Source organism: Nostoc sp. (assembly GCF_036917455.1).
In the GTDB taxonomy this organism is placed as follows: domain Bacteria; phylum Cyanobacteriota; class Cyanobacteriia; order Cyanobacteriales; family Nostocaceae; genus Nostoc.
Window position 1 is genome coordinate 70,911 of record NZ_JBALDK010000150.1, and the last position, 25,825, is coordinate 96,735.

A 25,825-nucleotide genomic window follows, 5' to 3' on the forward strand; every position below is an offset into this window, starting at 1 on the left:
CTTTCTTCCCCTGCTCCCCCTGCTCCCCCTGCTCCCCCTGCTCCCCCTGCTTCCCCTGCTCCCCCTGCTCCTCTGCCCCCCTGCCCCCCTGCTCCCCTGCCCCCCTGCTCCTACTCCCCACTCAGCACTATTTGCGCTTGCTGACTCCATTGTTGTACTAGCTCAATCGCTGGACACAAATCTCGGCGCTGCATTGTTGCTACTTGCAAGCGCATGATTTGTTGGTGCAATCTGTGAGTGGGTGTCTGTGCCAATTGGGTTACAGAACCAATACCTGCGTGAAGCAATAAACCACAATATTGCACGCCTACGCTGGGAATACGCGCTAAGTCAGCTAAAGCCATCCATTTATTTACATACTGAAGATGAATCTGTAATTTATTTGCTAACGCCAGCCGTGCCTCTAGAGTCTTGCCTTGTTTGACTAGCGCTACTGTGGTATTAATCCCACAATTTTGCAGTTGTGATTGTTCGTCATGGCTCAGTCCAGGTAATTGCTCGATTGGCCAGTCACGAGATGCAAGCAGATTTCGATTATTTGTATTTTTAGCAGACATTTTAAAACTAAATATAGATTTGTTCACTCACATATACAGCAATCCTAAATCATTGGTAAACAACGATATACCTAACTTATCTAAAAAATTGGGTATCTAAGCCTTTCAATTTTGGCATTTTTTTCCTGCTACCCTGCGGGAACGTTTCACATCTAAATGCAACCTACTGCAATGCGATTGTATCGTCTGACAATGCGATTGTATCGACTAACAATGCGATTGTATCGCCTGACAATACGATTGTTTTGACTAACAATGCGATTGTATCGCCTGACAATACGATTGTTTTGACTAACAATGCCATTGTATCGACTAACATTAGGATGGGTGTGATAGTTATAGCAGTAGCCACCGAATTTTTACCGGATGCGATTGATTTGTAATCTAGGTTTATGCGGTAATTAACTCACCTCGCATAACAGTTACCGCTTGTCCAGCGAGAAAGACGCGATCGCCTCCGTTATAGCGGACTTTTACGACTCCACCGCGCCGGGATGCTTGATAAGCCAACAACTCATCTTTGTGTAAGCGATCGCGCCAGAAGGGAGCGAGACAGCAATGAGTTGCCCCAGTTACAGGGTCTTCATCAATCCCTAAACCCGGTGCAAATAAACGAGAGACGAAATCATATTCTGAATCAGAGTCCGTAATGCTGGTGACAATAACTTCAGAAATAGGTAATGTTTTCAATATTTGGAAATTAGGCTGTATTTGCCGTACTAAATCTTCAGATTCCAATTCCACCAAATAACCAAAAGAATTCAAGAAAACAGATTTGTACGGTACACCCAAAGCAGCCTGGAGTTCTCGCGGGGCGACTGTTTTTTGTGAGTGATTGACGGGAAAATCTAACTCAATCCACTCACCTTGTAACTTAGCAATCAGTACTCCGCTTTTAGTATAAAAACGCGCAACTTCATCAGCTGACAAATACCCCTCTGACCAAAGTACATGAGCACTAGCTAAGGTTGCATGACCACAAAGCGGTACTTCTACTGTGGGCGTAAACCAACGCAGATTGAAGCCATCATCCTGTCTAACTAGAAAAGCTGTCTCAGATAAATTCATCTCCTGTGCTACGTTTTGCATCCAGCGTTCATTTTGGCGAGTAGGCAAAACACATACAGCAGCAGGATTTCCCGCAAAAGGTATATTGGTAAAAGCATCAACCTGAGTAATGGTGGTTTGTCCCATTAAAGTCCCCTTGAAAGTTAGACAGCAATATACTTATCAGGAATGGGTTAAAGATTTATGCCTATAATTACCATTATTTTTAAGGCTGTTGTTTTCAAATCATTACCCCTCAAGGGGATGGAAATACATTCGGGATTTAGTTAAAGTTGGAGTGGATTGTGCGATCGCTTCTAGTTAAAGTTGGATTTGTAGAGTGATGCGATCGCACATGATTAAATGAATAGATAATCGCTGTAAACAAAATATTTATGGATTGGCTACCCTCAATTGATTTATCTCACCTGTGGAATTTGGTGATTGCCCAAACTCCAACTCCTACACCCACACCTTCACCAGTATTAAACCCTGCGAAAAATCTCAATGATATTGAACTATTAAAAAGCCAGTTAGAATTTCTCAAAGCTACAAATGGTCAACTAGGTGAAAGCTTTAACAGATTTGTTGCAGCCATGCAATTTACCTTAGTGGTATTTGCCTTTTTAGGTGGATTTTTAGCTTTTGCTGTTGGTAAAAATTTAGATGATGCTAAGAAAGTCGCTAGTCAATTAATTAACCGAGAAGTAGAGAATAAAATTGTAGATTTAGTTCAGTCTGAAGTTGAGAGTGTCAAGCGTTCTTTGCAGCGCGAAAGAGTAATTGGTTCAACAGTTGTCGATTATTACTTACCTAGTGATGATACAACAGAACCAGATGATTGTAAGCTGTTGCGAACTAGAGGTTTTGCCAAAGTTAGATTTTGGCATCAAAAGAGAAAACCCAAGAAGCCAGTTGGAGATATTTTTGTCTTAGATTTGATTAATTCTAAGCTACTTGAAGGACAAGATTTTGCTGGATTATCAAAAGATGATGCTAAAAACAAACGAGAAGAGAAAGTAAAAAATCAGATTGATTTAGCACTAAACTGGTTAGATAAAGCAACTGTTTTAGTTATCTATATCGATGGATTTTCTGAAGAAGTGAAGAATTTAGCAACGCGAGTTGATTACTATTATGTTGCTGCAAATACTTCCGTAACTTTGATAGGGATTGTTGCAGATTCGGCTTATGTAGCAGAGGGTCAACATAATTTGTAGGTTTGGTTTCGTTATTTATTTAGGTCTAATATATTTAATTTTCTTTGGAACTCCATTTTCTATTTCAGTAATTTCAACTATGACTGTCTGCCCAAGTTGTAATGATGTATAATGTTTTGGCTCTTTTACTGTTTTAGAGAAAATATTTAATAACTGATAGGTAACTTTATTGCCACTAATTTTTGTTATGTTGGCTTCTATCTCATCGCCTTCTTGCAAGTTTTGAGATTTAGCAGCCGTTTGGATTTCCATTTGTCGATTTGTTTGGGTAGATTCGCCAAAATTTTCTAACGTAGCTGCTATGAATAGACGAGATGACCACCCCAAGACTTCTAGCATGGCTTCAGGATTTGACTGTATAGCTGCTAAATGTTGAGTGCAAATTTTCTGAATGCTACGATAATACTCAGGAGTTCTATCACTACGTTTTAGGCTTTTACTGTTATCAACAAGTGTTTTTAAATATTTGAAAAAATTCTCACCAAGATTATCTTGATTTTGACTAATCGTAGTACGAAGATAGGCAATAATTTTATTTAACTCAGACCGAATACCATCTTTAGTGGGTTCAATTTGCTGTTGTTCTTGAACAAGTTTATTTGCGATTGCATAAGCCATATCCCACATCTGGTCTTCTGGCAAATATTCTTTAATTTGCACTGGTTATTATCCTCAAGCTATTTACGCGAGTCTCAGAACCCCGACTTATTTAATAAATTGGGTATATTTATATATTTAATATTTCTTTTAATTCTTGTAATTGTTTTAGCTGTACTAATGCTTGATTAGCAGACTTCTTTATTGGTTTCTTAGGTTGATTTGTCGATTGCTTAGATTCGGGTTGAGGTTTAGCAGATTGAATAGCATCTAAAATGAATGTTTGTAATTGATTGCCTTCTAAAACTGAGGAGTTTGAATTATAAGATAAGTAGCGATTAATGTTTAATTGCTCGATTTTAACTACATCTATCTTCATGGTTCCCATTCCCACAGGTTTACCGCTACCTATTTTTAATCCTAGTCGGTTTTCTGGGTCTTGACCTAAAGCAATTAATAATGTTCCTAATTGCGCTTTTGTCAAATTTGCATAACTTAGATAAGTTGTAAACTTTTTCCCTAATTCCGCCTGTTGGATACGAATGGTTGGTTTGACTTCTTCCTCATAAGAATGGGGATAAAATTTACGACCGCGAACATTATTGTTTTTATCATAATAAACCTTTTCACCAGTTTCTAAATCAACAGCTTCAGGTTTAGGAGAAAACAAAGGAGTAATCAGTCCTGTTTGGAAGCCTGGCTTATCGTTATCAGGGTCATATTTGGCATCATGAAAATGTACCAGTCCCAGCCAACTCATTGCACCAAATGTCACGCAAGCTGGACAAAGTTGTGATGTATCTTTACACTCCCTGTACTCATCGGGAACTGTCGCATTAGTTTTACAAAAACAGCTTCTTGTTATGGCTTCATATATTGAACGTACAACCCCTTTGAGAGAACTGCCAGGAATGATCAGTCGCTGATTTTGTTGTACAGAAGATTGAATCAGACTAATTGTTGCAACATATTTGGCTGAGGTAGCATCTAAAGTTTGTTGTGCTAAATCGCTACCCATAACGGTGATACCTGAATTTACAGACACAGGTGAAACAACTATTAAATTTAAAAATAATTTACCGCTAAAACGTTGATTATTGAGTTGATATTTATCGTGTCCAAATTTATCCTTTCCTTCATTTCCTAGAATGTTTAATCTGTCAGGTTTCTGTTGTGGTAGAGAGATAAAGTTATAATTTCTAGGCATATATATCTGAAATATTAGAGTTTTATGTTTTTATAGTTAAAGCAACAAAATGTATAGTCGATGTTTCAGTATCTTGAAAATAGCGTTGACCTAAAGAAAGTTTTTCAGGGTAGATGAATTTTTTAGGGAATTTAGTCTCATCTATATCATACAAATAAGCATTGCGATCGCAGATTGTCCAATCTTTACCAATAGGGGTAAATTCTAATTCTGTCTTTGGCTGATTTTGACTGAGCAATAACACTTGATATCCGCCATTATTCTGCTTCCAGCGAAGCTCTAATTCTGTATTAAACATTTGTCCTTCATAACTAGGAAAGTCTGGTGGCAAATCAGTTAAAATGCCACTAACTTGATGTGTCCAACGCAAAAAATAATAACTAGGTTGCTGATAGTAATCTTTGAGTAAGGTTCGTAATTCTTTTGACGATGAGACTTGCTTATATCCCACAAAACTCATGCACTAACTCCTTTTGGTAATAACTCACGCCATTGACGAACAGCACGAGTAAATAAATCTGGAATGCCCCTCTCATCTTCTCCTTTCCAAGTTAACTGCACCCCAAAACCATAAGACATTTCTTCGGCAGTGATTATGGTATCTTGTTTATCATCAATAGGAAATTTATAAGGGTTTGCTTCTTTCCCTTGCAAAAACACTCCTGCGCCTAGTAAGTAAGTATTTGGCCAATTTAACTCTTTACCAATAGCGTAGATTTTATCACCTCGTAATTCACAGCCAGGATATTGCACTACAGCCGAGTGGTATTGTAATTTGACTGTACCCATACCGCGAGATTTGGCAAAACCAAGACCAAACCAACCGTCATTTAAATCGCGCAATACTAAACCGATTAACCCCAACTGTGCCAAAGAGAAATTCTTCAGGTGGATTTTTGTGCGAAAATCTCCGAATGTACAAACTTCGTAGTTAAATAATGCACCTCGCACAGCAGAACCAAAAACGCGGTCAATTGCGACTCCATTACGCTCTTCAATTTTCAGAGGTTTAGTTGTATCAGGATAAGCATCTTGAATGCGGAGACGACTAGCAATATTAGTATTACCAAATATTTGGTCAGTAAAAGAAGATTGTTTGTAGATTTCAGCAGGTGCTAATTTCTTTAAATATTCGTAATTTTCATTTTTTAAAGGGTCATCAGCCCAAAGTTCAAATTTATCTGATTTGGGGTCTGATATGGGACGTTTATCGCTTCCTACTGTGCGTACAATACGTTCAGCATGAGCGCGAATCGCACCCTTAAGAGAACTTCCAGGAAGGTAAACTGAACGTCCACCCGCGTGGTAAGTTTCTACAAACTCCATATTAGGTTTCGTTGGGTTTGCACCTTCTTTTCCCGATTTAATGAGAATTGGCCCAACAGGAATGATACTGAAATCAATCGTACAGTGGTTAACTAATCGCTTGTGCATGGCTAAATTTACTCAGTCTTAGCTGGGATTGTATAATTATTTGATATGAAGTTTCTCAAGTGAAGAATTAAAGCTTCTGTCCAGTCTTGCTTGAGTCCTTCCATTTTTTCTTCACGATATTGATAGTCATTCATATTCTTCATGACTTGATTTTGTAAATAATTCAAAAGCTTTCCCGAATCACCTCCAGTATCAAACCATTGCAGTTGCTCAACTTTTAAACTCACAACACCTAAGCCACGAGAACGTCCGCCTCCTAGTGGTATCTGTTCGCTTTCAAACTGATGTAGTCCAATCATCAGTAAACCTAGTTCCCAGTTTTCTGCATTTTCGACGACTATTTTCAAATGAAAATTTGTACCAGATGGAACCACTTGAAAATTATAAAGTTTTCCATCTGCTGCTGTTTCTGTATCGCGGTCAATTGCAACCCCATCACGTTCTTGATATTGTCCAAACCATGTATCAGTCTCTACTGTTAAATCTCGCACTTGAAATTTACTAGCAATCCAAGGTGAACCAAAAAGACGCGAAATTAAATCTGTTTGATTAAGTAATTTATCAGTTAAAATAGCATCATCGTGATAATCTTCTTTGAGCTTTTTGATAATTTGATTTCGGCTTGGACTCGTAAAACTAGCAGGGTCTTCAGCTAGACTGATATCAATTCCTCGTAAGAAACTTTCGAGACGCGATCGCAATGCTCCTTTGAAGCTAGCACCAGGTATCAATGGTTGTTCTAATGCATCTTTAATCACAGGTAAATCAGCCCCAATTGGCTCGGTAGAACGGCCAGAACTAATACGCAATGCTGTGATTGTAGAGATTTTTCCTATAATTTCTAAACGATTTTTAAAAGTATCAAACATAATTTTTATTTATCATCTCTAATTACTTCAGGTTTTCGAGGCTCAACAACAGATAAATTTTGCTCTTTTTTTACTTTATTAAGATACAATAAATAACGCGAACCGTAACCAATGTAGCGGCGAATAAGTTGTATCCATATATATTTTAAATCTGCTCCTGGATTATCTGTAACAATTTCATTAGCTCTTATTTTTAAAGAAATATCTATATCTTGAATGATTTTAGCCGCAAGAGATTTTTTACCTCTTCCCCATTTTTCATCCCTACCAACTTGATAACAAATAAAATTTTTAATTACTTCTGGACTATCAGTTGTGTCAGCAACTCTCAGCAAATTATTAAACTGTGATTCCTCTAGTTTTTTATCACCAGATTTACTATATTCACAATTATCTAAAGCGGTTTCAATTGCAATCACCAAATCATCTTCTGCTTGGCGAATCGCTTTTTGTACTTTTAGCGCTACCTTGGGGTCTAATATCTGAGTCATTTTGCATCCTCACGAAAAACTTGATGAAATTCATTGCAAACTTCCACCTGTCCAAAACCTTCGCAGGTGCGATCGCCTATTCCTTTTGCTTCTATAATTTCTAATGCTGCATACCATTTCTCTGGTTCGGTTGTGCTGAACAAGTATACAGAACCTTTATTCGTCACAAGTTCTACATCTTTCATTAATCCCCAAGCAGAATTCCAGCCAGAACGATATTCATAGCTGCTATAAGCAACGTGCATGAACGGCGATGAATCAACTTTGGCAAACTCTTTCAGCATCTCGGCTGAAACTACCGTTGTGCGTTGCCAATTTTCGGTAAGAATGGCATCAGATTGTAAATCGAGGGTGAAATAAGTTTTATCTGCCAACAAATCACCTTGAGGTTGACCGAAAATAGACCAAAGTCCCCACCTAGTTTTTAATGCTTTGTTAAACTCCTCAATTCGAGATTTAATGCTTTTAACTGGTGATTGTCCTTTGCTGACTGTAATTTTGACCTTACCTAAACCTCTGGAAGCCGAACCACCAATTCGGAAGTTGTAGGAATTTCTCTCGATGAATTTTTGCAATTCTTCAGCTAAAGATTCATTGGGAACAACAACAAAACTACGAAATACGACGTTATCCCATTCATCTGTCTTAGTATTTTTCAAAAAAGACTCATTCAAAACTTGCACACTGTAAAGGATTTCTTCTTCTGCGGTAGCGCGACGACGATTAATTCCCACTCGTGTCAAAAAGCGGCTAGTTGCATCGTGGCTGTAATATTTATCTTTTACTTTGCTGTAAAAACTATTATAAGTTTCGACCTGGGGGTTTGTTCCTTCTGCGATCGCTTTGGGGTCGCTGGGGTCGTAAGGTTGATTATAGGCTGTTGCACAAAACGCATCTATGAGAGTATCAAAAACTCCGTGTCCGCGACTGGAAGTAAAGCCAGGATTGGTTTTAGAACTAACAGCAGTTGCAGGTAAAACCTTGATTTGCTGACTTACATCTGTCGATTCATTGTCTATTTTCGTAACTGCGGGGTAAGCATTCCCAAAAATAGCTGGATTTTCCCCTAAAAATATAGTTTGAAAATCACCACCATTCTCTGCTAAATTTGCTGACTGCTGACCAGATAGTTGTAAAATTTGGGAAGCGATCGCACCCCGCAACACCGAACCAGAAATATAGTTTTCCACCTCACTCACAGAACCACCGGGTTTTTGTCGTCCTGGCGCAAGGGGAGATAAAGCTGTGATGGTTAATTCTAGTCGTGTCATGATTCCGCCTTTGGTAATAAACTTAACCAAGCTGCATCATCACTAGAAATTTTCGGTAGTCCCTCCCAATGCAACCATCCTAACCCTGCAGATTTGCTACCACCCAAGGCGTGAATATGATGTAAAGCTGCAACTATCAAAGCTTTGGCATAAATTGGACAATTTGGTAACAGATGAATATCTCCCTTAAAATTTAGTTGAGTATTGACTGGAGAAGTTTCTAATAAATACAATTTCTTCTCCTCTGCGGTACGTCTTTTGCGGTTAATTGTCACACCAGGACGCAAAACTTCTTCTAAATCTACTGCTGGTAAAGAGCAAATTAAATCATCAACAATAATCCGTGAAGGTAAAATTGGATCGCCAAATATTTTAGAAATAAAACAGTGATATCCTTTATAACCGGGAATTTGATAATCGTTTATAAACTGACTCGATACTTGTTTTTCAGTTGGACAAAGTAACTGTGCTGAAGGTGCAGAAAATATTTGCCATCCTAAACTACGTGCAAGCTTTTCGCATTCATGACGCAATCTTCCTTTGAGTTGTGAAGCGGGTATTAAAAGTTGTCCTTGTGCATTGCGGACAATGGGTTTATCTGCTAATGAACCAGAGGAACCACCTGCACCTACACACAATGCAGTGTCAATTACAGCGTTAAGTCGGATAGTATCAGTTTCAACAGAAGAAAGACAATCTAAATAAATCATTATCTTACCTCTGGTGCAGTTGATTGTTCGGCAAGAGTTTCTACTTCTTCAGTAATAAACGGATACAAATCAACTAATTCTCGCCAAATAGTTTCATAAGTCATTCTCGATTTTTCTGCATCCTGTGAATCGCTTTCTTGTAAAGACATCCAAGGTGCTAAATTACCGTTATTAGATGAATCTTTAGGTTGACACCAAGCTAATTCAAATTTATCTTTTAATTCTTGTTTAGCTTTTTCATTTGTCAGCCGAATCCGAAAATAGCGATAGTTAAGGATAGCTGTACGCTTACCTCGTTCTAGTAAACTGCGAATTTGGTAAAGTTGCGATCGCGGAAATTCGGCTTTTTTAAAAGCCTTAGCAGTTTCTAACAGTCCACCTAATTCATATAATGTATAAGGAGAAGCATAAAGCTTTAACTTGGATTCTCCATCTTTATTTTTGATTAATCCCTGTTCTCGAAACTCGTTAATATTTGAGGAAATCATCGTTACAGCTTTCATAACTAGAAAATCTACTGTTCCACCATAATATTTGTGGTCTTTCTTTAATTCCTTCGCATATTTTTTAGCCGATTTGAGTAGTTGACTTACCAGCTTGTCTGCATAATAAATCGGCGTATCCTGGGCTGTAATCAATACCCCCGTTGACATACTCAACAGACATTTTGAAACTGGCGGCACATTATCTGTGGTGTAGCGATGTGCTAATAAATTAGGTGTTGTTGGCTCTAATGAATAACGGCCAGTCCTCCAAAAATGTTCTTCAAACTCATCACCAATAGCTTGAGAAATTTCTAAAGCCTTATCTGCTGGAACAACTAGTAATACATCATCACCACCAATCGTGATAATTTCAAAAGGATGAATCCAAACAGTTTCTTTGTTAGTTCTGCTAGATTTAGCATCAGGTATATATTTATAAGGATGTAAATATTGAGCTAAAGCTTTGTAAACAGATTTTTCTGTAGCATCAAAAATATCTTCACTAAAAAGTCGAGAATCTTGTGGTGTCTTAATTTTCTGACGAATATAGCCACCCATATTGTTACCATCAGCGTAGATATAAGCTACAAATCCTGATGGAGTGCTGGCTGACGCAATTTCTCTCAGAGAACGCGCTTCTTCTACTTCTTTGTTAACATCACTATAATATCGATTAGCTAATTGTTGATTATCTTCTTCATTGATAAATTCCTCAAACTTCTTTACCCAGCTAGGAATCCAAATATCGAAAGGTCTCCATTCCAAGTTGGCGTTGTCATACCAAGCGTGAGAACTTTCGCGTTTAGCAATCTCTCCTATCAAGCGTTTTCGTGCTAAAGGTTCCGACAAAGAACGACTATTTGGTAACTCTACTCTCATAATTGCAGAACGGCGATCGCTTTCATCCCGTTGCAGATATGGATGAGTTTCAAACATTGGTGGATAGCAGCGACTTGGACGTTTTTTAGCTTGTTCTTCTATAGCTAAATTATTACCATTGCGTCTTTGTGTAAACTGGGTTGCCAATTTTCCTACCAGCTCGTTAAAATTCTTGCGATTTTGGAATCTTTCAAAAGGATCGCTAACTTCCGATTGGCCAAAATAAGCTTTGATTATGGGATTTTCTTGATTAATCTCATATTTATCAAACCAGAAAGTATCTTCTATTTTGTCTTGCAACAAACCAAATCGAAATTCTAATAACTTAAAAGTATCGCCAACCGCACAGGAATTAGCTGTTAAAGTTTCATCAGTATAGCGTTTTTCAATAGCATTTGCTAAATCATCAACAAATGCAGCCGGACAAAATGCGAGAATACTGCCACCTGTAGAGTAAATAATTAGTTCAGGAATTAATGCTTTTCTTAAATCTGGAAAATTCCGATATAGCCACTGCTCAATTGATAACGATCGTCTACCGTCACCAAAAAACGCAGGTAAATCAACTAAATTTATCCGGTCAAGAAGTGCTGAAGCACCACGAATATCCGGTAATTTTGATGCTTCAAAAACATATTGTTTGATTTTAGTTGCACCGCCATAAACTAAACCAATAGGCGTTTGCTGTTCCCAGAGGTCACGATAATCGTTGTGTAACTCTTTAATGGTTTTGGGGAAGTACTCCTTTGGATTGGGAATATCGTAGAGATACTGTGCCTGTTGAACAACAGATACCGTACTTTCTGGCACATCCTGCCCTTTTTGCAATGCCTGTCGCATTTGATGCAACGTACTGAGTTCATCCTGATTGAGATTGTGCTTTTCGCCCCAAGCAAGACACCAGGCTAATGCAGTAATTGTGCGTATGCGATAATCGTTTGTCATCGTCTTAAATCAAAGCAATGAGTGATAGTCTCAACCTACCAGTAGTCTTATTTTCTACTGATATGGTTTAGTAGGAAGTAACTTTTTTATCTTTTAAATATCTACACTCTTTTATACTCCCTTTTCAGTAAAAATGAAAAAATTTCGTATTTTTCTCCTGAAGGCATTGGTGACAAGTTAAGGAAAAGAGGAAATTGTCAAGGGTGGTATTTGGATAGGTCAAAAATCATGAGAAACTCAGTGTAGACACGTAGTTGAGCGATTGACACCAGCCATGACCACCAGCCGAAAAATATTCTCGTGACCACGCGAAAAAGAAACACAGACCACTGGTGGAAGACGAAGTAATAGCCGAGCAATTGGAAAGATTACTGACACTAGCCATTACAAATCAAGAAAATAACTACCGAAAATTAGGACTCAGAGAAGGGATACTCAATTTACCATTGATAATGGCGGCTGTGTTAACCCTACTGTGGAGGGATGTAGCTGACTTTTTACGGTAAGTCCTCAAGCCCCCAAAAAGTGTGGTTTTTTCCACAGGCTAATTATCAATAACTTTGAGTTAATGATAATAGCTAACAGAGAAATCAGGGCTTGGGAAACCATCTCTCTGATTTTCCATATATCGTGAAAAGTCAGAGAGATGTAGCCGGAGTTAGATAACTAACAAGTGGTTAGAAAGCACATTCACACGAGGCTTTATTGAGAACCGCTATATACAGTACCTTATAAATTAGGAATACAATCTCCAAAAACTAAGGTCAATAACGGAAACATGAGGATAAAAATCTTTAGAAGCATCTTTGCTACTGTCAACTTAGCGCTAATTTCTGGAGGATTAGTTAGTTGTGTTGTTGAGGTACCGCAACCATCGGCTCCAACTGAGCAACAAAAACCAGTCCTACAACCTAACCAACAGCCTAACGAGGTAAAACAGAAGGACAAAGATGATGATGACAAACATAGCGATCGCAAAGATGATAAAAAAGATGACGATAACGACTAAATAAAGGCAAAACTATACCCTTGAGTTTCTATTTATGTTTATTCCACAAACTTCTGCTTCCCTCATTGATAATTTACGCCTCCGACGGCAACAACTAGCTAACCTCATTGATTTTCCCGTCATTCTCTGGTCGGGTAGCAACAGTCCGCGCAACTTTCCCGCAAATACCTTTCCGTTTCGCGCTAACAGTCATTTCCTTTATTTTGCCGGACTGCCATTATCAAATGCGGCAATTCGTTTAGAAGCCGGTAGGCTAGAACTATTCATCGACGATCCATCACCCAGCAGCGCCCTTTGGCATGGAGAAACGCCAACGCGCGAGGAAATAGCGCAGAAGATTGGGGCAGATGTGGTAAGGCCAATGGCAGAATTAGAATCTTGGCTAGAAGATGCCGTCACACTTGCCGTCCAAGATGCAGCAACATGGACGCAACAATCGCAGCTATTAAATAGATGGGTTTTACCTCAAAGTCCTCCCCAAGGAATTGACTTAGATTTAGCTAAAGCGATCGCTTCTATCCGCCTCACCCACGATGAAGCTGCATTAACCGAGTTGCGAAAAGCTGCTGCTGTCACTGTTCAAGCACACAAAGCTGGTATGGCAGCAACACCTCAAGCCAAGCTAGAAGCAGAAGTTCGCGCAGCGATAGAAGGGGTAATTATTGCCCATAACATGACTACTTCCTACAACAGTATTGTCACAGTTCACGGTGAAGTTTTGCATAACGAACACTATCACCACTCTCTACAACGAGGTGACTTATTACTTGCCGATGTTGGTGCTGAAACTGAGTTGGGTTGGGCAGGTGATGTAACTCGCACGTGGCCAGTTTCGGGTAAGTTTTCATCTACCCAGAGAGATATTTATAATGTAGTGTTGGCGGCTCATGATGCTTGCATCGCCAAAATACAGCCTGGTGTGGAGTATGAAGATATTCATTTACTAGCTGCCACAGTTATAGCTGAAGGTTTAGTAGAGTTAGGCATTTTCCAAGAAAATCCCCAAGATTTAGTAGAGATGGATGCCCACGCGCTGTTTTTCCCTCATGGTATCGGTCATCTACTGGGTTTAGATGTCCATGATATGGAAGATTTGGGGGATATAGCTGGGTATGAAGAGGGACGGCAAAGAAGCGATCGCTTTGGCTTAGGCTACCTGCGTTTAAATCGTCCCCTGCGTCCAGGAATGTTAGTCACAATTGAGCCTGGTTTTTATCAAGTACCAGCAATTTTAAATGATGCGAATGTCCGCTCAAAATATCAAAATGTAGTTAATTGGCAGCGTTTATCTGAATTTGCCGATGTGCGCGGAATCCGCATTGAAGATGATGTTTTAGTTACAACCGAAGGTAGCGAAGTTTTAACAGCTGCATTACCAAATGATGCTGATACTATAGAAAATTTAGTCACTGGCTGAGAGGATGAACTAGCCCTTTCAAGATGACTCATAAAATCTATTGTTTTTCTCAGCGTTCTCTGTGCCTCTGCGGTTCACAAGTAATTTATTTCACCACAGAGGCAATAGAGTTGCCAGTGCGCCCTTGCGGTTCCCCGACTTGAAGCAACTGGCGCGACACAGAGTAAAGAGTTTAAGGAGGAGTTTATTGACCAAAATTTTTATCCACCTTGAAAAGGCTAGAGTATAGATTCAGACATTCCTTGTGATGCTGGGTGCTACTATGAATTCTTCTGATTGACCTTTAATGTAGCGCAGCACTGGATTTCGCACATCACGTTTAGCTCGTGAATCCAGCAATATCCGTAACATAGAGGCATCGCGCTCGTCGTCCATGCTAGAGTATTGTGCTGGATCTCGATTTACCTGCACTTCAGCAATCTTTACGCTTTCTCCAACTACCTCAAAACGCACTTTGAAAATACAAAAACCAGTCCAACTACGATGCAAATATACCCAAGGAGCCTCATAGAAAATGAACCACTTATCTTCCATCTGCTCTGGAATTACTCCAGCAGTAATTCGGTCAAATTCTTCCTGTGAGTAAAGTTTTTCTACAGTTATATTTGTGGATGCAGAAGGCATCGCTTCTGTTTTCCAATCATCACGTTTAGCTATTCGCATAGTAAAAATATAATAAGATACCTCATGATATCTAAAATAATTCCAAATTCATGATAAAAAACCCCATAGGATTACTACTCAACGGAGTTATTGTCAGCTTCGGACTATTCCCCTTATTAGCTCAAGCACAGCAGCCTGTGCGGGTTTCTGATGCCCAAGTTGCGGCGATGGTAGAGGCATTGCGACAAGCTGCACCGCAGACAAAAAATCCCAACGATGGATATTACAGCGAATGGCAAGTTAAACCGGAAACCCTCAAAGGCTGGTCAAGAACTTGTCTCAAACGAGAACTAACACCGGCACAGTTTGAAAACAGTCCTGCGATCGCTCGTCAAGTTGTCTCTTGCATTACTCGCCGGGAGTTAACCAATCAATTCCGCGCCACTAACAATAATGAAATTGCATCTGTGCGTGGCGCAGCTTGTTGGTGGATGACTGGTAGCTATACAGGGTGTGACAAAGGTTTTACAGCTGACTATGTGAAAAAAGTTGTGTACTTTTATCAACAACAGCGTTCAAAACCAGTAGCAACTCAATCAGAAAAGGTAACTACTAAATCTTGAAACAGACATGATATAACCCCATAATATCAGCAATCTAGTTTAAGAGGTTATTTACTTCATAAATAACCTCTTAAACTACGATCTGAAAAATAAAGAAGGGAATACTGAAAGTAGGTATTTCAATTTCTCTATACTTTATGACAATAAATATTTCTGAAACGTCGAACTTATTAGACTTGCAAGAGTGTCACAAACAGTTACAGCTAACGGTTCAATATCAAAAAATATTGGCGAGGATTCTGGCTAAGATTCGCGCATCTGTAAACATCGAATCCCTCTGTTCGACTTCTTGCCAAGATATTTGTCGGCAATTAAAAATTGAGCGAGTTGCAATCTACCGCTTCAACACTGACTGGAGCGGTAGTTTTCTCAATCGTTTTGGCTTTGCAGAGCATCCTTGGGATGCCTTGACTGCCTTTGGACAAGACTTAGTGTGGCAAGATTCGCATTTGCAAGAAACTCAGGGAGGGCGATATCGCAAAAATGAGCCGTTTGCTGTAGCTGACATTTACGATGCGGGGCACGCTCGTTGTCATATTGAAGTATTAGAACAGTTTCAGATTCGGGCCTATGCGATCGCACCGATTTTTATTGGTGCAAAATTGTGGGGAATGCTTGCAGCCTATCAACACTCCGCTCCTCGGCAATGGTATCCTCACGAAGTCGAATTCTTTGCCCAAGCTGCCAGCCATCTTGGTGTAGCAATGCAGCAAGCAGAAAATTTAGAACAAACCAAACAACGTACAGCAGAATTGCAAGATGCGATCGCAAGGCAACGTGCCTTAACCGAAGTAGTAGGGAATATTCGCTCGTCTGTGAATACCGAAATTATTCTAGACACAGCCTGTCAGGAACTCTGCAAACTCCTGAAGCTAGAGCGGGCGGCAATTTATCGCTTCAATGAAGACTGGAGCGGTGAATTTGTCAGCGAATTCGGGATGGTAGAGGCGCAATGGCATAGAATTCATCCCTTTGGCAAAAATCTCGTTTGGGAAGATACCCACCTCCAAGACACCAAAGGGGGGCGCTACCGCAATAATGAAAGTTTTGTGGTTAACGACATCTACGAGGCCGGACACTCGCGTTGCCATATCGATATTCTGGAGCAATTCAAGATTAGGGCATACACCTTAGCGCCCATCTTTATCGGCCCAAAACTGTGGGGACTGATAGCAGCATATCAACATTCTGGGCCGCGCCAATGGGCAAATTATGAAGTGGAATTTCTCGGACAAGTAGGGGCACAATTAGGAGTTGCGATTCAGCAAGCCGAAAATTTGGCTCAGTCGAAACAACAGGCAGTTGCCCTCAAAGAGGCGATCGCTCGGCAACGGGCACTAACTGAAGTAGTTGGGAAAATTCGCTCCTCCCTCAATATTGATTTGATTCTAAACACCACGTGCCAAGAAGTATGTAAACTGCTGCGAGTTGAGCGGATTGGAGTTTATCGCTTTAATCCAGACTGGAGTGGCGAATTCGTGAGTAATTTCGGCATGGTTGAGGCACAGTGGGACAGCATTAATCCCTTTGGCAAAAATCTCGTTTGGGAAGATACCCACTTCCAAGAAACTAAAGGCGGACGCTACCGGAACAATGAAAATTTTGCTGTAGAGGATATTTACCAAGCTGGGCACTCGCGCTGTCACCTAGATATTTTGGAGCAGTTCAAGATTCGCGCTTATGCGTTGACTCCAATTTTTGTGGGACGGAATCTGTGGGGATTGCTGGCTGCCTATCAACATTCTGCGCCGCGCCAATGGGATAGTGTGGAAGTGGAATTTTTGGGACAGGTTGCTAGCCAATTGGGAGTGGCGCTGCAAAGTTCTCAAATGGTGACTCAAATTCAAACTCGCGCGGATGAATTGCAACAATCGGCTGAACAGCGCCGGATTTTATTTGATTTGGTCGTTAAAATTCGGGAATCGTTGGATTTAGAGACGATCCTTAAGACCACAGTACAAGAAGTGCGGCGATCGCTGAGTACAGATCGAGTTGGCATTTTCCGCTTCGATCCGAATGTCGGTTTTTGCAGTGGTGAATTTATCGCTGAAGATGTCTTACCCAAGTTCAATTCTGCCCTGACTGTAAAGGTGCAAGACTATTGCTTCGGCGATCAATATGCACCGCAATATCGCCAAGGGCAAGTGCAAGTTATATCTGATGTCAACAGCGTTGGTTCCAAAGTACCTCATCTTGATGTGATTGAGCGATTCCAAGTCAAAGCACAGATTATTGTGCCATTGATGGAAGGTGATGAACTATGGGGATTGGTGTGCATTCACCAATGCACCCATACACGTCATTGGGAAGAAGCTGAATTAGAATTTGTCACCCAAGTGGCGGCTCAACTCAGCGTAGCGCTGCGTCAAGCTAACTTGTTTCAACAATCTAGTTTGTTGGGTCAAACTCGTGAAGAAGCCAATCAACTCGCCCAGGCTCTAAATGAACTGCGTACTGCCCAAATGCAAATTATCCAGGCTGAAAAAATGGCCAGCTTGGGGCAATTGGTAGCGGGAGTTGCCCATGAAATTAATAACCCGATTAATTTCATCCACGGTAACTTAGAACACGCCCACCAATACACGCAAGAATTGCTTCGCTATGTAAAGCTTTATTGGCATCATTATCCTAATGCTGCAACAGAAATCCAAGAGTTTTTCAAAAAAGCCGAAATAGGATATTTGGTCGAGGATTTACCTCAATTATTCCAGTCTATGCAGGTTGGCACTGAACGCATTCGGGAAATTGTCACCTCTTTGCGAAACTTCTCACGCCTAGATGAAGCTGATTTCAAGCCAGCAAATATTCACGAAGGCATCAATAGTACATTGATGATTTTGCAAAACCGTTTGAAGCCCTCAGCCGATAGCCTGACCATTCATGTGAGCAGAGACTATGCTACGTTACCTCTGATAGAGTGCTATCCCGGTCAGTTAAATCAGGTATTTATGAATTTGCTGTCGAATGCCATTGATGCCCTTGAAGAACGAACCACACAGCAATCTTCCGGAGTGCTTGCAAAAAACCCCAACAAAATCCGAATTTCTACTTCCTTGCTCAATAAAGACTGGATTGTGATTCGCATAGCCGATAACGGACTCGGCATCGATGAAAGAATACTTTCTCGACTATTCGATCCATTTTTTACTACCAAGGTTGTCGGTAAAGGCACGGGACTGGGACTGTCCATCAGCTATCAGATAGTAACAGAAAAACATAACGGCAAAATCTACTGCCAATCTGAACTTGGCAAAGGTACAGAGTTTGTAGTTGAGTTACCGATTCGTCAGGTAACAACCTGAAAATCAGTAGCTAGGGAATAAGTAAAGAAGCAAAGTGATAATTTTTGCCGACTCATCAGAAAAATTATCACTCGGCACTCAGTACTGTTGCGATCGCAGCAGTATTAGATAATTGTTTTACCTTTTCTGCTACCCAATCAACGCGATCCTTTCCCCAAAATCTCTCGCCTTCGACTACCCAAGTCGGAACTCCAGGACAGCCAAACTGTTCGTATTCTGCCAAAGCTGCCACTGCTGCAAGTTTTGCTGCTTCACCGTGGATTAACTCAAGAATGCGATCGCCATTCAACCCAACATCATCTGCAACTTTCTTAATCACAGACTCATCGTTAACATCAAGAAGATCGATATACGTCGCTCGAAAAAACGCTGCATCGAGCAGATGCTCCTTCCCAGTTCCACAAGCAGCATAATACGCTCTCGCCGGAAGTTCTTCCCGACCAAATTTCATTTTCTCCCAACGCTTAACCCACCTACCAAATTCTTCAAATTCCTTGAGCCGAATTTCAATTCCGTACTTTTTCGCCCACCGCAGACAATCTTCTTTGTGATACGACGATAACAAAGCGCTTTCACTTCGTCCTTGTAAATCAGCTACCTTTATACCTCGCTCTTTCGGTATATAGATTGGTCGTCGTTCAATATCAACAGGTAAACCTTGCAATGCTTTTTCCGCGAGAGTAATACCAATATATGAATTCGACGAGTGATATATCGAGTATGAATATACTTTGATTCGCTGCAACATCTAAATTAACTTGCTATTTTGATATTAGATTTTGCTTTTAACCCATTGGCGAAATTCTTTAACTAATTCCAAATAATCTTTTTCTCCCACCTGTTCTAAAAAGTTAGAAATCTCTGTTAATGGCAAATTGGGAAATGCTAAACTCCGTTCAACAGATATATATTTTTGATTTTCTAAAATGTTAATACTAAAATCATTACCATCATATCGCCAGATTTCAGGCACACCCATATCAGAATAGACTTCAAAGCGATTTTTAGAACTGCTAGTAATATCAACTTCCACTACCAAATCTGGTGGAGGATCTTGTTGCAAATTAATTCTTTTTTTGCCTTTGATTAACTGGATATTTTTAATATAAAAGCATTCGTCTGGTTCTGCACCACTCAGTTCTGAACGTTTGAAAGTAGTAGAACCAAGGGGTTGGATATTGACTTCTAATTCTTCCGCTAGAGTTTCAACAAACCGACCCAAAACTTTTTTATAACTCTCATGTTCAGGTGAAGGAACCATGATTTCTAAAGTACCTCGATTGTAAGTAAGCCGAAGGCGGCGACTAGCACTAAGTTCAGTTAGCAAGTTTTCATAAGTTTGCCAACTGATACCCGATAGGTGGATGATTTCTGTGGGTTGAAGCAGTGTGTTGCTAGTCATAGCGATATGTGATGTGGGTTCTCGCTGTACAATAGCCTTTCTTGCCCTCATTGTACTTTAAGCTCAATCTTCTATAAAGCTAGGTATCTGGTTGCTACAGTCGCGGTGAAAACTACTAAGCTGGTAAATAGCACGTTTAAAATTTAGCGGAAATTCGGAATCGCATTCATCGGCGGTTCAAGATTCCCCATTGGCGAACTACCTGTAATTACATTATGTTTGATGCTCTATCTGACCGTTTAGAATCCGCCTGGAAAAAACTGCGGGGACAGGACAAAATTTCCCAATCCAACATTCAAGATGCATTGCGCGAAGTGCGCCGCGCCTTGTTGGAGGCAGATGTTAACCTCCAGGTAGTCAAAGATTTTATTAGCGAAGTCGAAGCCAAAGCCCAGGGAGCTGAGGTGGTTACTGGCGTGCGACCTGACCAACAGTTCATTAAAATTGTTCACGATGAACTGGTGGAGGTGATGGGAGAAGAAAATGTTCCCATTGCAGAAGCTAAGGAACAGCCGACTATTGTGTTGATGGCTGGGTTGCAAGGTACTGGTAAAACTACAGCTACCGCTAAGTTAGCCTTACATCTAAGAAAATTAGATCGTAGCTGTTTGTTGGTGGCAACAGACGTATATCGCCCAGCCGCGATCGACCAGTTGCTGACATTAGGTAAGCAAATTGACGTACCAGTATTTGAACTAGGAAGCGACGCAGATCCCGTAGAAATCGCTCGACAGGGTGTAGAACGCGCTAGGGCGGAAGGTGTAAACACAGTAATTATTGATACTGCTGGTCGTCTGCAAATTGACGAAGATATGATGGCGGAATTAGCCCGCATTAAAGCAACCGTCCAACCCCATGAAACTCTGTTGGTGGTGGACGCAATGACCGGTCAAGAGGCGGCAAATCTTACCCGCACCTTCCACGATAAAATCGGAATTACCGGGGCGATTCTCACGAAAATGGATGGTGATAGCCGTGGTGGTGCAGCGCTGTCAGTGCGAAAGATTTCGGGAGCGCCGATTAAGTTTGTGGGCGTGGGTGAGAAAGTCGAGGCACTGCAACCCTTTTATCCCGATCGCATGGCATCGCGAATTTTGGGAATGGGCGATGTGCTAACCCTGGTAGAAAAAGCCCAGGAAGAGTTTGATTTAGCCGATGCCGAGAAAATGCAGGAGAAAATTCTGTCAGCAAAGTTTGACTTTACTGACTTTCTCAAGCAGTTACGGATGCTGAAGAATATGGGTTCTCTGGGTGGTTTCATCAAGATGATCCCAGGGATGAACAAGCTCTCAGACGATCAACTGAAACAGGGAGAAACCCAGCTAAAGCGCTGCGAGGCGATGATTAACTCCATGACTCGCCAAGAACGCCACGACCCCGATTTATTAGCCAGTTCTCCCAGTCGGCGGCGGCGGATTGCTTCTGGCTCCGGTTATAGAGAGTCAGATGTGACTAAACTGGTGGGTGATTTCCAAAAAATGCGATCGCTCATGCAGCAAATGGGTCAAGGTGGCTTCCCTGGAATGCCGGGAATGTTCGGCGGTGGCGGCGGTATGGGCAACGCCTTCGCTGGTGCTGGAAATCGTCCCGCAGCCCCCGGATGGCGGGGCTATGGTGGCGATGCAGGCGCGAAAAAGAAAAAACCCAAAGAGAAAAAGAAAAAAGGCTTCGGCAATCTTTAATTACTGGGCATCGGGCATTGGTAATTTACTAATGACAAATGACCAATGACCAATGACTAATAGCAGCAAATGCTAGGCAGTGCTAAAATTAGCATTTCGACCTCAGAATTTATCAGCAGAGGAAACTAAGCCTCAATTTCTCGGCAACAGCCAGATTTAGGTTACTTCTTCGCCCACTAGTTGCTAATTAATATCTAAACAGGAGAATGATTCTTCAACCATGATCAAACTGCGCTTGAAACGATTCGGTAAAAAACGGGAAGCAAGTTACCGGATTGTCGCCATTAACAACCTCGCTCGCCGTGATGGCCGTCCCCTAGAAGAATTGGGATTTTATAACCCCAGAACCGATGAAGTGCGATTAGACGTTCCCGGTATCGTCAAGCGACTACAACAAGGCGCTCAACCCACTGACACCGTACGTCGCATTCTAGTAAAAGCTAATGTTTTTGAACAGGTCAGTGCAACAACAGCCGCATCATAATTTCGGAACAAAATTGCCAACAGCCAGTCCCAACTATGTTGATCTGGTTCGGTTTTTGGTGCAGCCATTTTTGGAATCTCCAGAGACTTTAAGTGTCGATTGTGAAATTTCTCAAGCCCTAAACCGGGTTTGGGTTCGCATCGCCTTTGAAAGCACAGATAAAGGGAAAGTGTTTGGTCGAGGGGGACGCAATATTCAGGCGATTCGTACAGTAATTGCCGCAGCCGCAGCCGCAGCTGGGCAATCAGCATACCTGGATATCTACGGCAGTACCACTCCGGGCCGTGAAGGTATGTCTTTTGATGAAGAGACAGAAGAGCGATCGCCACCGCCGGCTAGAAGAGAAGTGCGTGGAAATGATGGGTCAAAACCCATTGTTAAACCCCGCCTCCGCTAGGTTAAAACTAGAGAGCAAATCTGAGCGGTTGTAGTCACCTCCGCTCAGAATTTTTGTAAACATGGAAAGTAGCAAAAAGATTTTTAGATATTTTTTTGAACTCTTCACCAGTAGGGGCGTAATAATTACGCGCCCTACAACAGATTAATTTGTTGCAAAGATTTTTCTAAAATGTAAGTAAAAAAGCGTAATTTCGCCTTTAGCGAGAAAATATTAACCTTTGTCAAAAATAGATCCTTACGAATTAAAAAATACTATGGCAGGTGCTTTAACAATTCAGCTGCCGAATGTTCCTAGTGCGATCGCTCTTGGGGGAGATGGAGAAGAAAATCTCAAAACCCTATCACGCCAAACAGGAGCGACTTTAGTCTTACGCGGGCAAGAATTATTGATTTCTGGTACTGAGGGGCAAATCGATCTGGCTTCTCGATTAGTGCGATCGCTTGAAGACCTCTGGATTAAGGGCAATACTATCACCAGTGCCGATATTTTAACAGCCCGTCAAGCCATAGATAGCGATCGGCAAGGGGAACTGCAAGATTTACAGCGAGATGTCCTTGCCAAAAATCGCCGAGGCGAAGAAATCCGTGCTAAAACCTTCCGCCAGCGTCAATATATCGACGCACTCCGTAGACGCGATCTTACCTTTGGGATTGGGCCTGCTGGTACCGGCAAGACTTATCTCGCCGTTGTTGTCGCCGTCCAAGCACTCCTTGCCAACCAAGTTGAAAAGCTAATTTTAACTCGTCCTGCCGTCGAAGCCGGTGAAAAACTCGGTTTTTTGCCTGGAGACTTGCAGCAAAAAGTTAATCCCTATCTTCGCCCACTTTACGATGCGATTTATGAATTCATCGATCCAGAAAAAGTACCCAGTTTAATGGAACGCGGTGTGATTGAAGTCGCACCCCTTGCCTATATGCGGGGACGCACCCTGAATAACGCTTTTATCATTGTCGATGAAGCTCAAAATACTACACCCGCTCAGATGAAAATGGTTTTGACTCGTTTGGGCTTCCGTTCGCGGATGGTGATTACAGGCGACATGACACAAACTGATTTACCACTTCACCAACAATCGGGTTTAGGAGTGGCTTTACAAATTTTAAAACACGTTGAAGGCATTGCTTTTTGCGAATTTTCCCAAAAAGATGTTGTGCGTAATCCTCTAGTTCAGCGTATTGTTGCAGCTTATGAACAATATGAAAAATAGTCAATTAGTCATTAGTCATTGGTCATTAGTATAAAAACTAAAGAAATAGCAAATAACGAAAGACAAAGGATAATAATTTATGAGTACTACGTTGAAAGAATTTTTAGCCGCTTGTGAGACTCTGGGGACATTGCGTCTAATTGTTACTAGTAGCGCGGCTGTATTAGAAGCACGCGGCAAGATTGAAAAGCTATTTTATGCAGAATTACCAAAGGGTAAATATGCGAATATGCACACTGAAGGCTTTGAGTTTCACTTGAATATGGACAAAATTATTCAGGTGAAATTTGAAACGGGTGAAGCTAAGAGAGGCAATTTTACAACCTATGCTATTCGGTTTTTAGATGATAAACATGAGTCTGCTTTAAGCCTATTTTTGCAATGGGGTAAACCTGGAGAATATGAACCAGGACAAGTGGAAGCTTGGGAAACTCTAAAAGAGAAGTATGGGGAAGTTTGGGAACCTTTACCAGCAGAAATTTAATAGAGCTAAACTGACAGGGGTGGAGGAAATCGGATATCTGCACTGAACTGCTGCACATTCATGCTGCGATGAATCGGTAAAACATATTCTAAATTTTCGTGGGGGCGAGGAATAATATGAGAAGAAAGTACCTCGCCACCGTTAACCCGCAGTACTGCCTTTAGTCCTACTGTCACCGCCACATTCACCTCGCCAATAACCCCCCGAATTAATACAGTAATTCGTCCTAAATCAGTGTTTTCATAACCAACAAGGGTGATACGGGCAGCTTTACACATGGCATCCCCAACTTCCACTGCTGTGGGAACGCCATAAACTTCAATCATGCCTAGTGCCAATGTCATGCTGTCACCATAATTTAGGATTGTAGAGTTAAGTATTTTTAACTATGTTGGTTCATTGTGATGGTAAGTTAGTTACTAAACGATATTTTGTAAGTTAATAACTAGTAGTATAATACGCAATGTGTTTAGTGGATCATTATACCATAGATTAAGTAAATTGGCGCAAATCAAGTAAGTTATACAAAGAAAAACAAAACTCTGTGATTATTTTTTAATAAGTGCTTTAGTGCTAAGGTACTTACTACAAATGTTTAACTTTTTACACAAACTTACTTTATTTTTAATCAATAAATAATAAACGTTAAATATAAAATTGCGAATGCTTACAATCAAGGGGATTTGGAGTTTTTGCTTGCTGCTTTCATTCCTACTATGGAGTGGCGACGCTTTTGCAGGAGAATTGTCTGAACGGTTAGCAAATTTTCCCCAGTGGGAAAAATTAACTTCAGTACAACCAGCTTCGGGTGATTTGGTTTACCCAGAATGGATGGCTGGTTCTTGGCAAGTTACGAGTACTTTAGTAGATTTAGCAGCACCTTTAGCACCAGATATCGTAACTCCAGGCTTTGAAGGTAATCGCCGCCAATTAAATCAACCCGTGAATTTTGTAGTAAGATTTGTGAAAGAGCAACCACATCTAGCCGGGTTAAAAATATTCCGTAAGACAGATTACAAGTCCCCAAATTTAGTAGCAGATAGAGCATTTAATAGTTTAAATTTGGCACGGGCTTATTTAGGGAATGAAGCAGTGTTATCGGTCAAAGTAGATCCAGATTCACCTAATCGTCAGATTACATTCTTGCGTAGCAGTCACCAACTAGTTTCCATTGTGACTGCACGAGCTACAGAAACTATCCTTGATGGCAAATTTATCACTACAGAAGTGTTTCAACAATTATTTAAAGGTGGTTCGCGCCCCTATTTAAACTCTGTAGAATCTACCACCGCTTATCATAAACTCCTAACAGATAATCCCGCGATTGCAGCAGATCAAGTTACTGCTGTCTATCTTTCACCCCAAGATCCAGATTACTTTAAAGCTGGTTCTCGACCAGTTGCTCTTTATCGCTATCGTCTAGAGTTTGTTGCAGTAAAAATACCTAATATTCAGAAAGAATGATTTAAACTCAATAGACCTTGACTAATCTGTATTACA

26 protein-coding genes and 1 pseudogene are annotated in these 25,825 nt (G+C 40.8%); 12 read left to right on the plus strand and 15 right to left on the minus strand.

From position 1 onward, the window contains the following. Positions 1-110: 110 nt before the first annotated feature. Entirely contained in the window at positions 111-557 is a 447-nt protein-coding gene (locus V7K42_RS16285; protein WP_334917797.1) for a DUF4332 domain-containing protein, read from the minus strand. Between the two features lie 390 nt (positions 558-947). Beyond that, positions 948-1,751: a PhzF family phenazine biosynthesis protein gene (locus V7K42_RS16290; RefSeq protein ID WP_334917799.1), complete on the minus strand. Its 804-nt coding sequence runs from the start codon at positions 1,749-1,751 to the stop codon at positions 948-950. A gap of 248 nt (positions 1,752-1,999) precedes the next feature. On the opposite strand from V7K42_RS16290, the gene V7K42_RS16295 reads away from it, so the two are divergent. Further along, a complete protein-coding gene (locus V7K42_RS16295; protein ID WP_334917801.1) occupies positions 2,000-2,824 on the plus strand; it encodes a hypothetical protein in 825 nt (274 codons plus the stop codon). Positions 2,825-2,839: 15 nt separating this feature from the next. Here the strand turns inward: V7K42_RS16295 and V7K42_RS16300 are convergent, their stop codons facing one another. The 9 genes from V7K42_RS16300 to cas10 all read right to left on the minus strand — a co-directional run bounded on the left by V7K42_RS16300 (position 2,840) and on the right by cas10 (position 11,712). Continuing rightward, the gene (locus V7K42_RS16300; RefSeq protein ID WP_334917804.1) at positions 2,840-3,484 is read right to left on the minus strand and encodes a hypothetical protein; all 645 of its coding nucleotides are present in this window, start codon (positions 3,482-3,484) and stop codon (positions 2,840-2,842) included. Between the two features lie 67 nt (positions 3,485-3,551). Then, positions 3,552-4,628: an RAMP superfamily CRISPR-associated protein gene (locus tag V7K42_RS16305; protein WP_334917806.1), complete on the minus strand. Its 1,077-nt coding sequence runs from the start codon at positions 4,626-4,628 to the stop codon at positions 3,552-3,554. A 22-nt stretch (positions 4,629-4,650) separates the two neighbouring features. Then, entirely contained in the window at positions 4,651-5,088 is a 438-nt protein-coding gene (locus V7K42_RS16310; protein WP_334917808.1) for a hypothetical protein, read from the minus strand. Then, positions 5,085-6,062, minus strand: a complete 978-nt coding sequence (locus V7K42_RS16315) for an RAMP superfamily CRISPR-associated protein (protein ID WP_334917810.1) — start codon at positions 6,060-6,062, stop codon at positions 5,085-5,087. The genes V7K42_RS16310 and V7K42_RS16315 overlap by 4 nt, the downstream gene beginning before the upstream one ends. A gap of 8 nt (positions 6,063-6,070) precedes the next feature. Beyond that, a complete protein-coding gene (gene csx7 / locus V7K42_RS16320; protein WP_334917812.1) occupies positions 6,071-6,931 on the minus strand; it encodes a type III CRISPR-associated RAMP protein Csx7 in 861 nt (286 codons plus the stop codon). A gap of 5 nt (positions 6,932-6,936) precedes the next feature. Further along, entirely contained in the window at positions 6,937-7,422 is a 486-nt protein-coding gene (locus tag V7K42_RS16325; RefSeq protein ID WP_334917814.1) for a hypothetical protein, read from the minus strand. After that, positions 7,419-8,693 (minus strand): type III-D CRISPR-associated RAMP protein Csx10, encoded by a 1,275-nt coding sequence (gene csx10 / locus V7K42_RS16330; RefSeq protein ID WP_334917816.1) that lies wholly within the window; start codon positions 8,691-8,693, stop codon positions 7,419-7,421. The genes V7K42_RS16325 and csx10 overlap by 4 nt, the downstream gene beginning before the upstream one ends. Continuing rightward, positions 8,690-9,403, minus strand: coding sequence for an RAMP superfamily CRISPR-associated protein (locus tag V7K42_RS16335; protein ID WP_334917818.1), 714 nt, complete (start codon positions 9,401-9,403; stop codon positions 8,690-8,692). Before V7K42_RS16335 ends, csx10 begins: the two co-directional genes overlap by 4 nt. Then, positions 9,403-11,712 (minus strand): type III-B CRISPR-associated protein Cas10/Cmr2, encoded by a 2,310-nt coding sequence (gene cas10, locus V7K42_RS16340; RefSeq protein ID WP_334917820.1) that lies wholly within the window; start codon positions 11,710-11,712, stop codon positions 9,403-9,405. The genes V7K42_RS16335 and cas10 overlap by 1 nt, the downstream gene beginning before the upstream one ends. Before the next feature lie 329 nt (positions 11,713-12,041). Between cas10 and V7K42_RS16345 the strand changes: the two are divergent. The 3 genes and pseudogenes from V7K42_RS16345 to V7K42_RS16355 all read left to right on the plus strand — a co-directional run. Further along, positions 12,042-12,203 (plus strand): annotated as a pseudogene (locus tag V7K42_RS16345) (IS4 family transposase); the annotation flags it as partial. Between the two features lie 287 nt (positions 12,204-12,490). After that, on the plus strand, positions 12,491-12,721 hold the full coding sequence (locus V7K42_RS16350; RefSeq protein WP_334917822.1) for a hypothetical protein: 231 nt from the start codon (positions 12,491-12,493) through the stop codon (positions 12,719-12,721). A gap of 34 nt (positions 12,722-12,755) precedes the next feature. Beyond that, positions 12,756-14,138: an aminopeptidase P family protein gene (locus tag V7K42_RS16355; protein WP_334917824.1), complete on the plus strand. Its 1,383-nt coding sequence runs from the start codon at positions 12,756-12,758 to the stop codon at positions 14,136-14,138. A gap of 231 nt (positions 14,139-14,369) precedes the next feature. On the opposite strand, the gene V7K42_RS16360 is transcribed toward V7K42_RS16355, so the two are convergent. Beyond that, positions 14,370-14,801 (minus strand): hypothetical protein, encoded by a 432-nt coding sequence (locus tag V7K42_RS16360; RefSeq protein WP_334917826.1) that lies wholly within the window; start codon positions 14,799-14,801, stop codon positions 14,370-14,372. 50 nt (positions 14,802-14,851) lie between these two features. Between V7K42_RS16360 and V7K42_RS16365 the strand changes: the two genes are divergently transcribed. Beyond that, positions 14,852-15,364 carry a hypothetical protein gene (locus V7K42_RS16365; protein ID WP_334917827.1) on the plus strand — a complete coding sequence of 171 codons (513 nt, stop codon included), beginning with the start codon at positions 14,852-14,854 and terminating at the stop codon, positions 15,362-15,364. Between the two features lie 137 nt (positions 15,365-15,501). After that, positions 15,502-18,666 carry a GAF domain-containing sensor histidine kinase gene (locus V7K42_RS16370; protein ID WP_334917829.1) on the plus strand — a complete coding sequence of 1,055 codons (3,165 nt, stop codon included), beginning with the start codon at positions 15,502-15,504 and terminating at the stop codon, positions 18,664-18,666. A 67-nt stretch (positions 18,667-18,733) separates the two neighbouring features. Here the strand turns inward: V7K42_RS16370 and V7K42_RS16375 are convergent, their stop codons facing one another. Both V7K42_RS16375 and V7K42_RS16380 read right to left on the minus strand, forming a co-directional pair. Further along, positions 18,734-19,414: a DsbA family protein gene (locus V7K42_RS16375; RefSeq protein ID WP_334917831.1), complete on the minus strand. Its 681-nt coding sequence runs from the start codon at positions 19,412-19,414 to the stop codon at positions 18,734-18,736. Between the two features lie 24 nt (positions 19,415-19,438). Next, entirely contained in the window at positions 19,439-20,068 is a 630-nt protein-coding gene (locus V7K42_RS16380) for a Uma2 family endonuclease (protein ID WP_334917833.1), read from the minus strand. Positions 20,069-20,283: 215 nt separating this feature from the next. Between V7K42_RS16380 and ffh the strand changes: the two genes are divergently transcribed. The 5 genes from ffh to V7K42_RS16405 all read left to right on the plus strand — a co-directional run bounded on the left by ffh (position 20,284) and on the right by V7K42_RS16405 (position 24,325). Further along, positions 20,284-21,750, plus strand: coding sequence for a signal recognition particle protein (ffh, locus tag V7K42_RS16385; RefSeq protein ID WP_334917835.1), 1,467 nt, complete (start codon positions 20,284-20,286; stop codon positions 21,748-21,750). Between the two features lie 220 nt (positions 21,751-21,970). Further along, positions 21,971-22,234, plus strand: coding sequence for a 30S ribosomal protein S16 (gene rpsP, locus V7K42_RS16390; protein ID WP_094328165.1), 264 nt, complete (start codon positions 21,971-21,973; stop codon positions 22,232-22,234). Beyond that, on the plus strand, positions 22,194-22,631 hold the full coding sequence (locus V7K42_RS16395) for a KH domain-containing protein (protein ID WP_334917837.1): 438 nt from the start codon (positions 22,194-22,196) through the stop codon (positions 22,629-22,631). Before rpsP ends, V7K42_RS16395 begins: the two co-directional genes overlap by 41 nt. A gap of 256 nt (positions 22,632-22,887) precedes the next feature. Continuing rightward, a complete protein-coding gene (locus V7K42_RS16400) occupies positions 22,888-23,841 on the plus strand; it encodes a PhoH family protein (protein WP_334917871.1) in 954 nt (317 codons plus the stop codon). 79 nt (positions 23,842-23,920) lie between these two features. Continuing rightward, positions 23,921-24,325 (plus strand): ChuX/HutX family heme-like substrate-binding protein, encoded by a 405-nt coding sequence (locus V7K42_RS16405; protein WP_334917839.1) that lies wholly within the window; start codon positions 23,921-23,923, stop codon positions 24,323-24,325. 5 nt (positions 24,326-24,330) lie between these two features. On the opposite strand, the gene V7K42_RS16410 is transcribed toward V7K42_RS16405, so the two are convergent. Further along, positions 24,331-24,669, minus strand: coding sequence for a carbon dioxide-concentrating mechanism protein CcmK (locus V7K42_RS16410; protein WP_334917841.1), 339 nt, complete (start codon positions 24,667-24,669; stop codon positions 24,331-24,333). 319 nt (positions 24,670-24,988) lie between these two features. Here V7K42_RS16410 and V7K42_RS16415 point away from each other — a divergent pair, with 319 nt between their 5' ends. Beyond that, positions 24,989-25,789 (plus strand): DUF6816 family protein, encoded by an 801-nt coding sequence (locus V7K42_RS16415; protein ID WP_334917843.1) that lies wholly within the window; start codon positions 24,989-24,991, stop codon positions 25,787-25,789. Positions 25,790-25,825 lie beyond the last annotated feature (36 nt).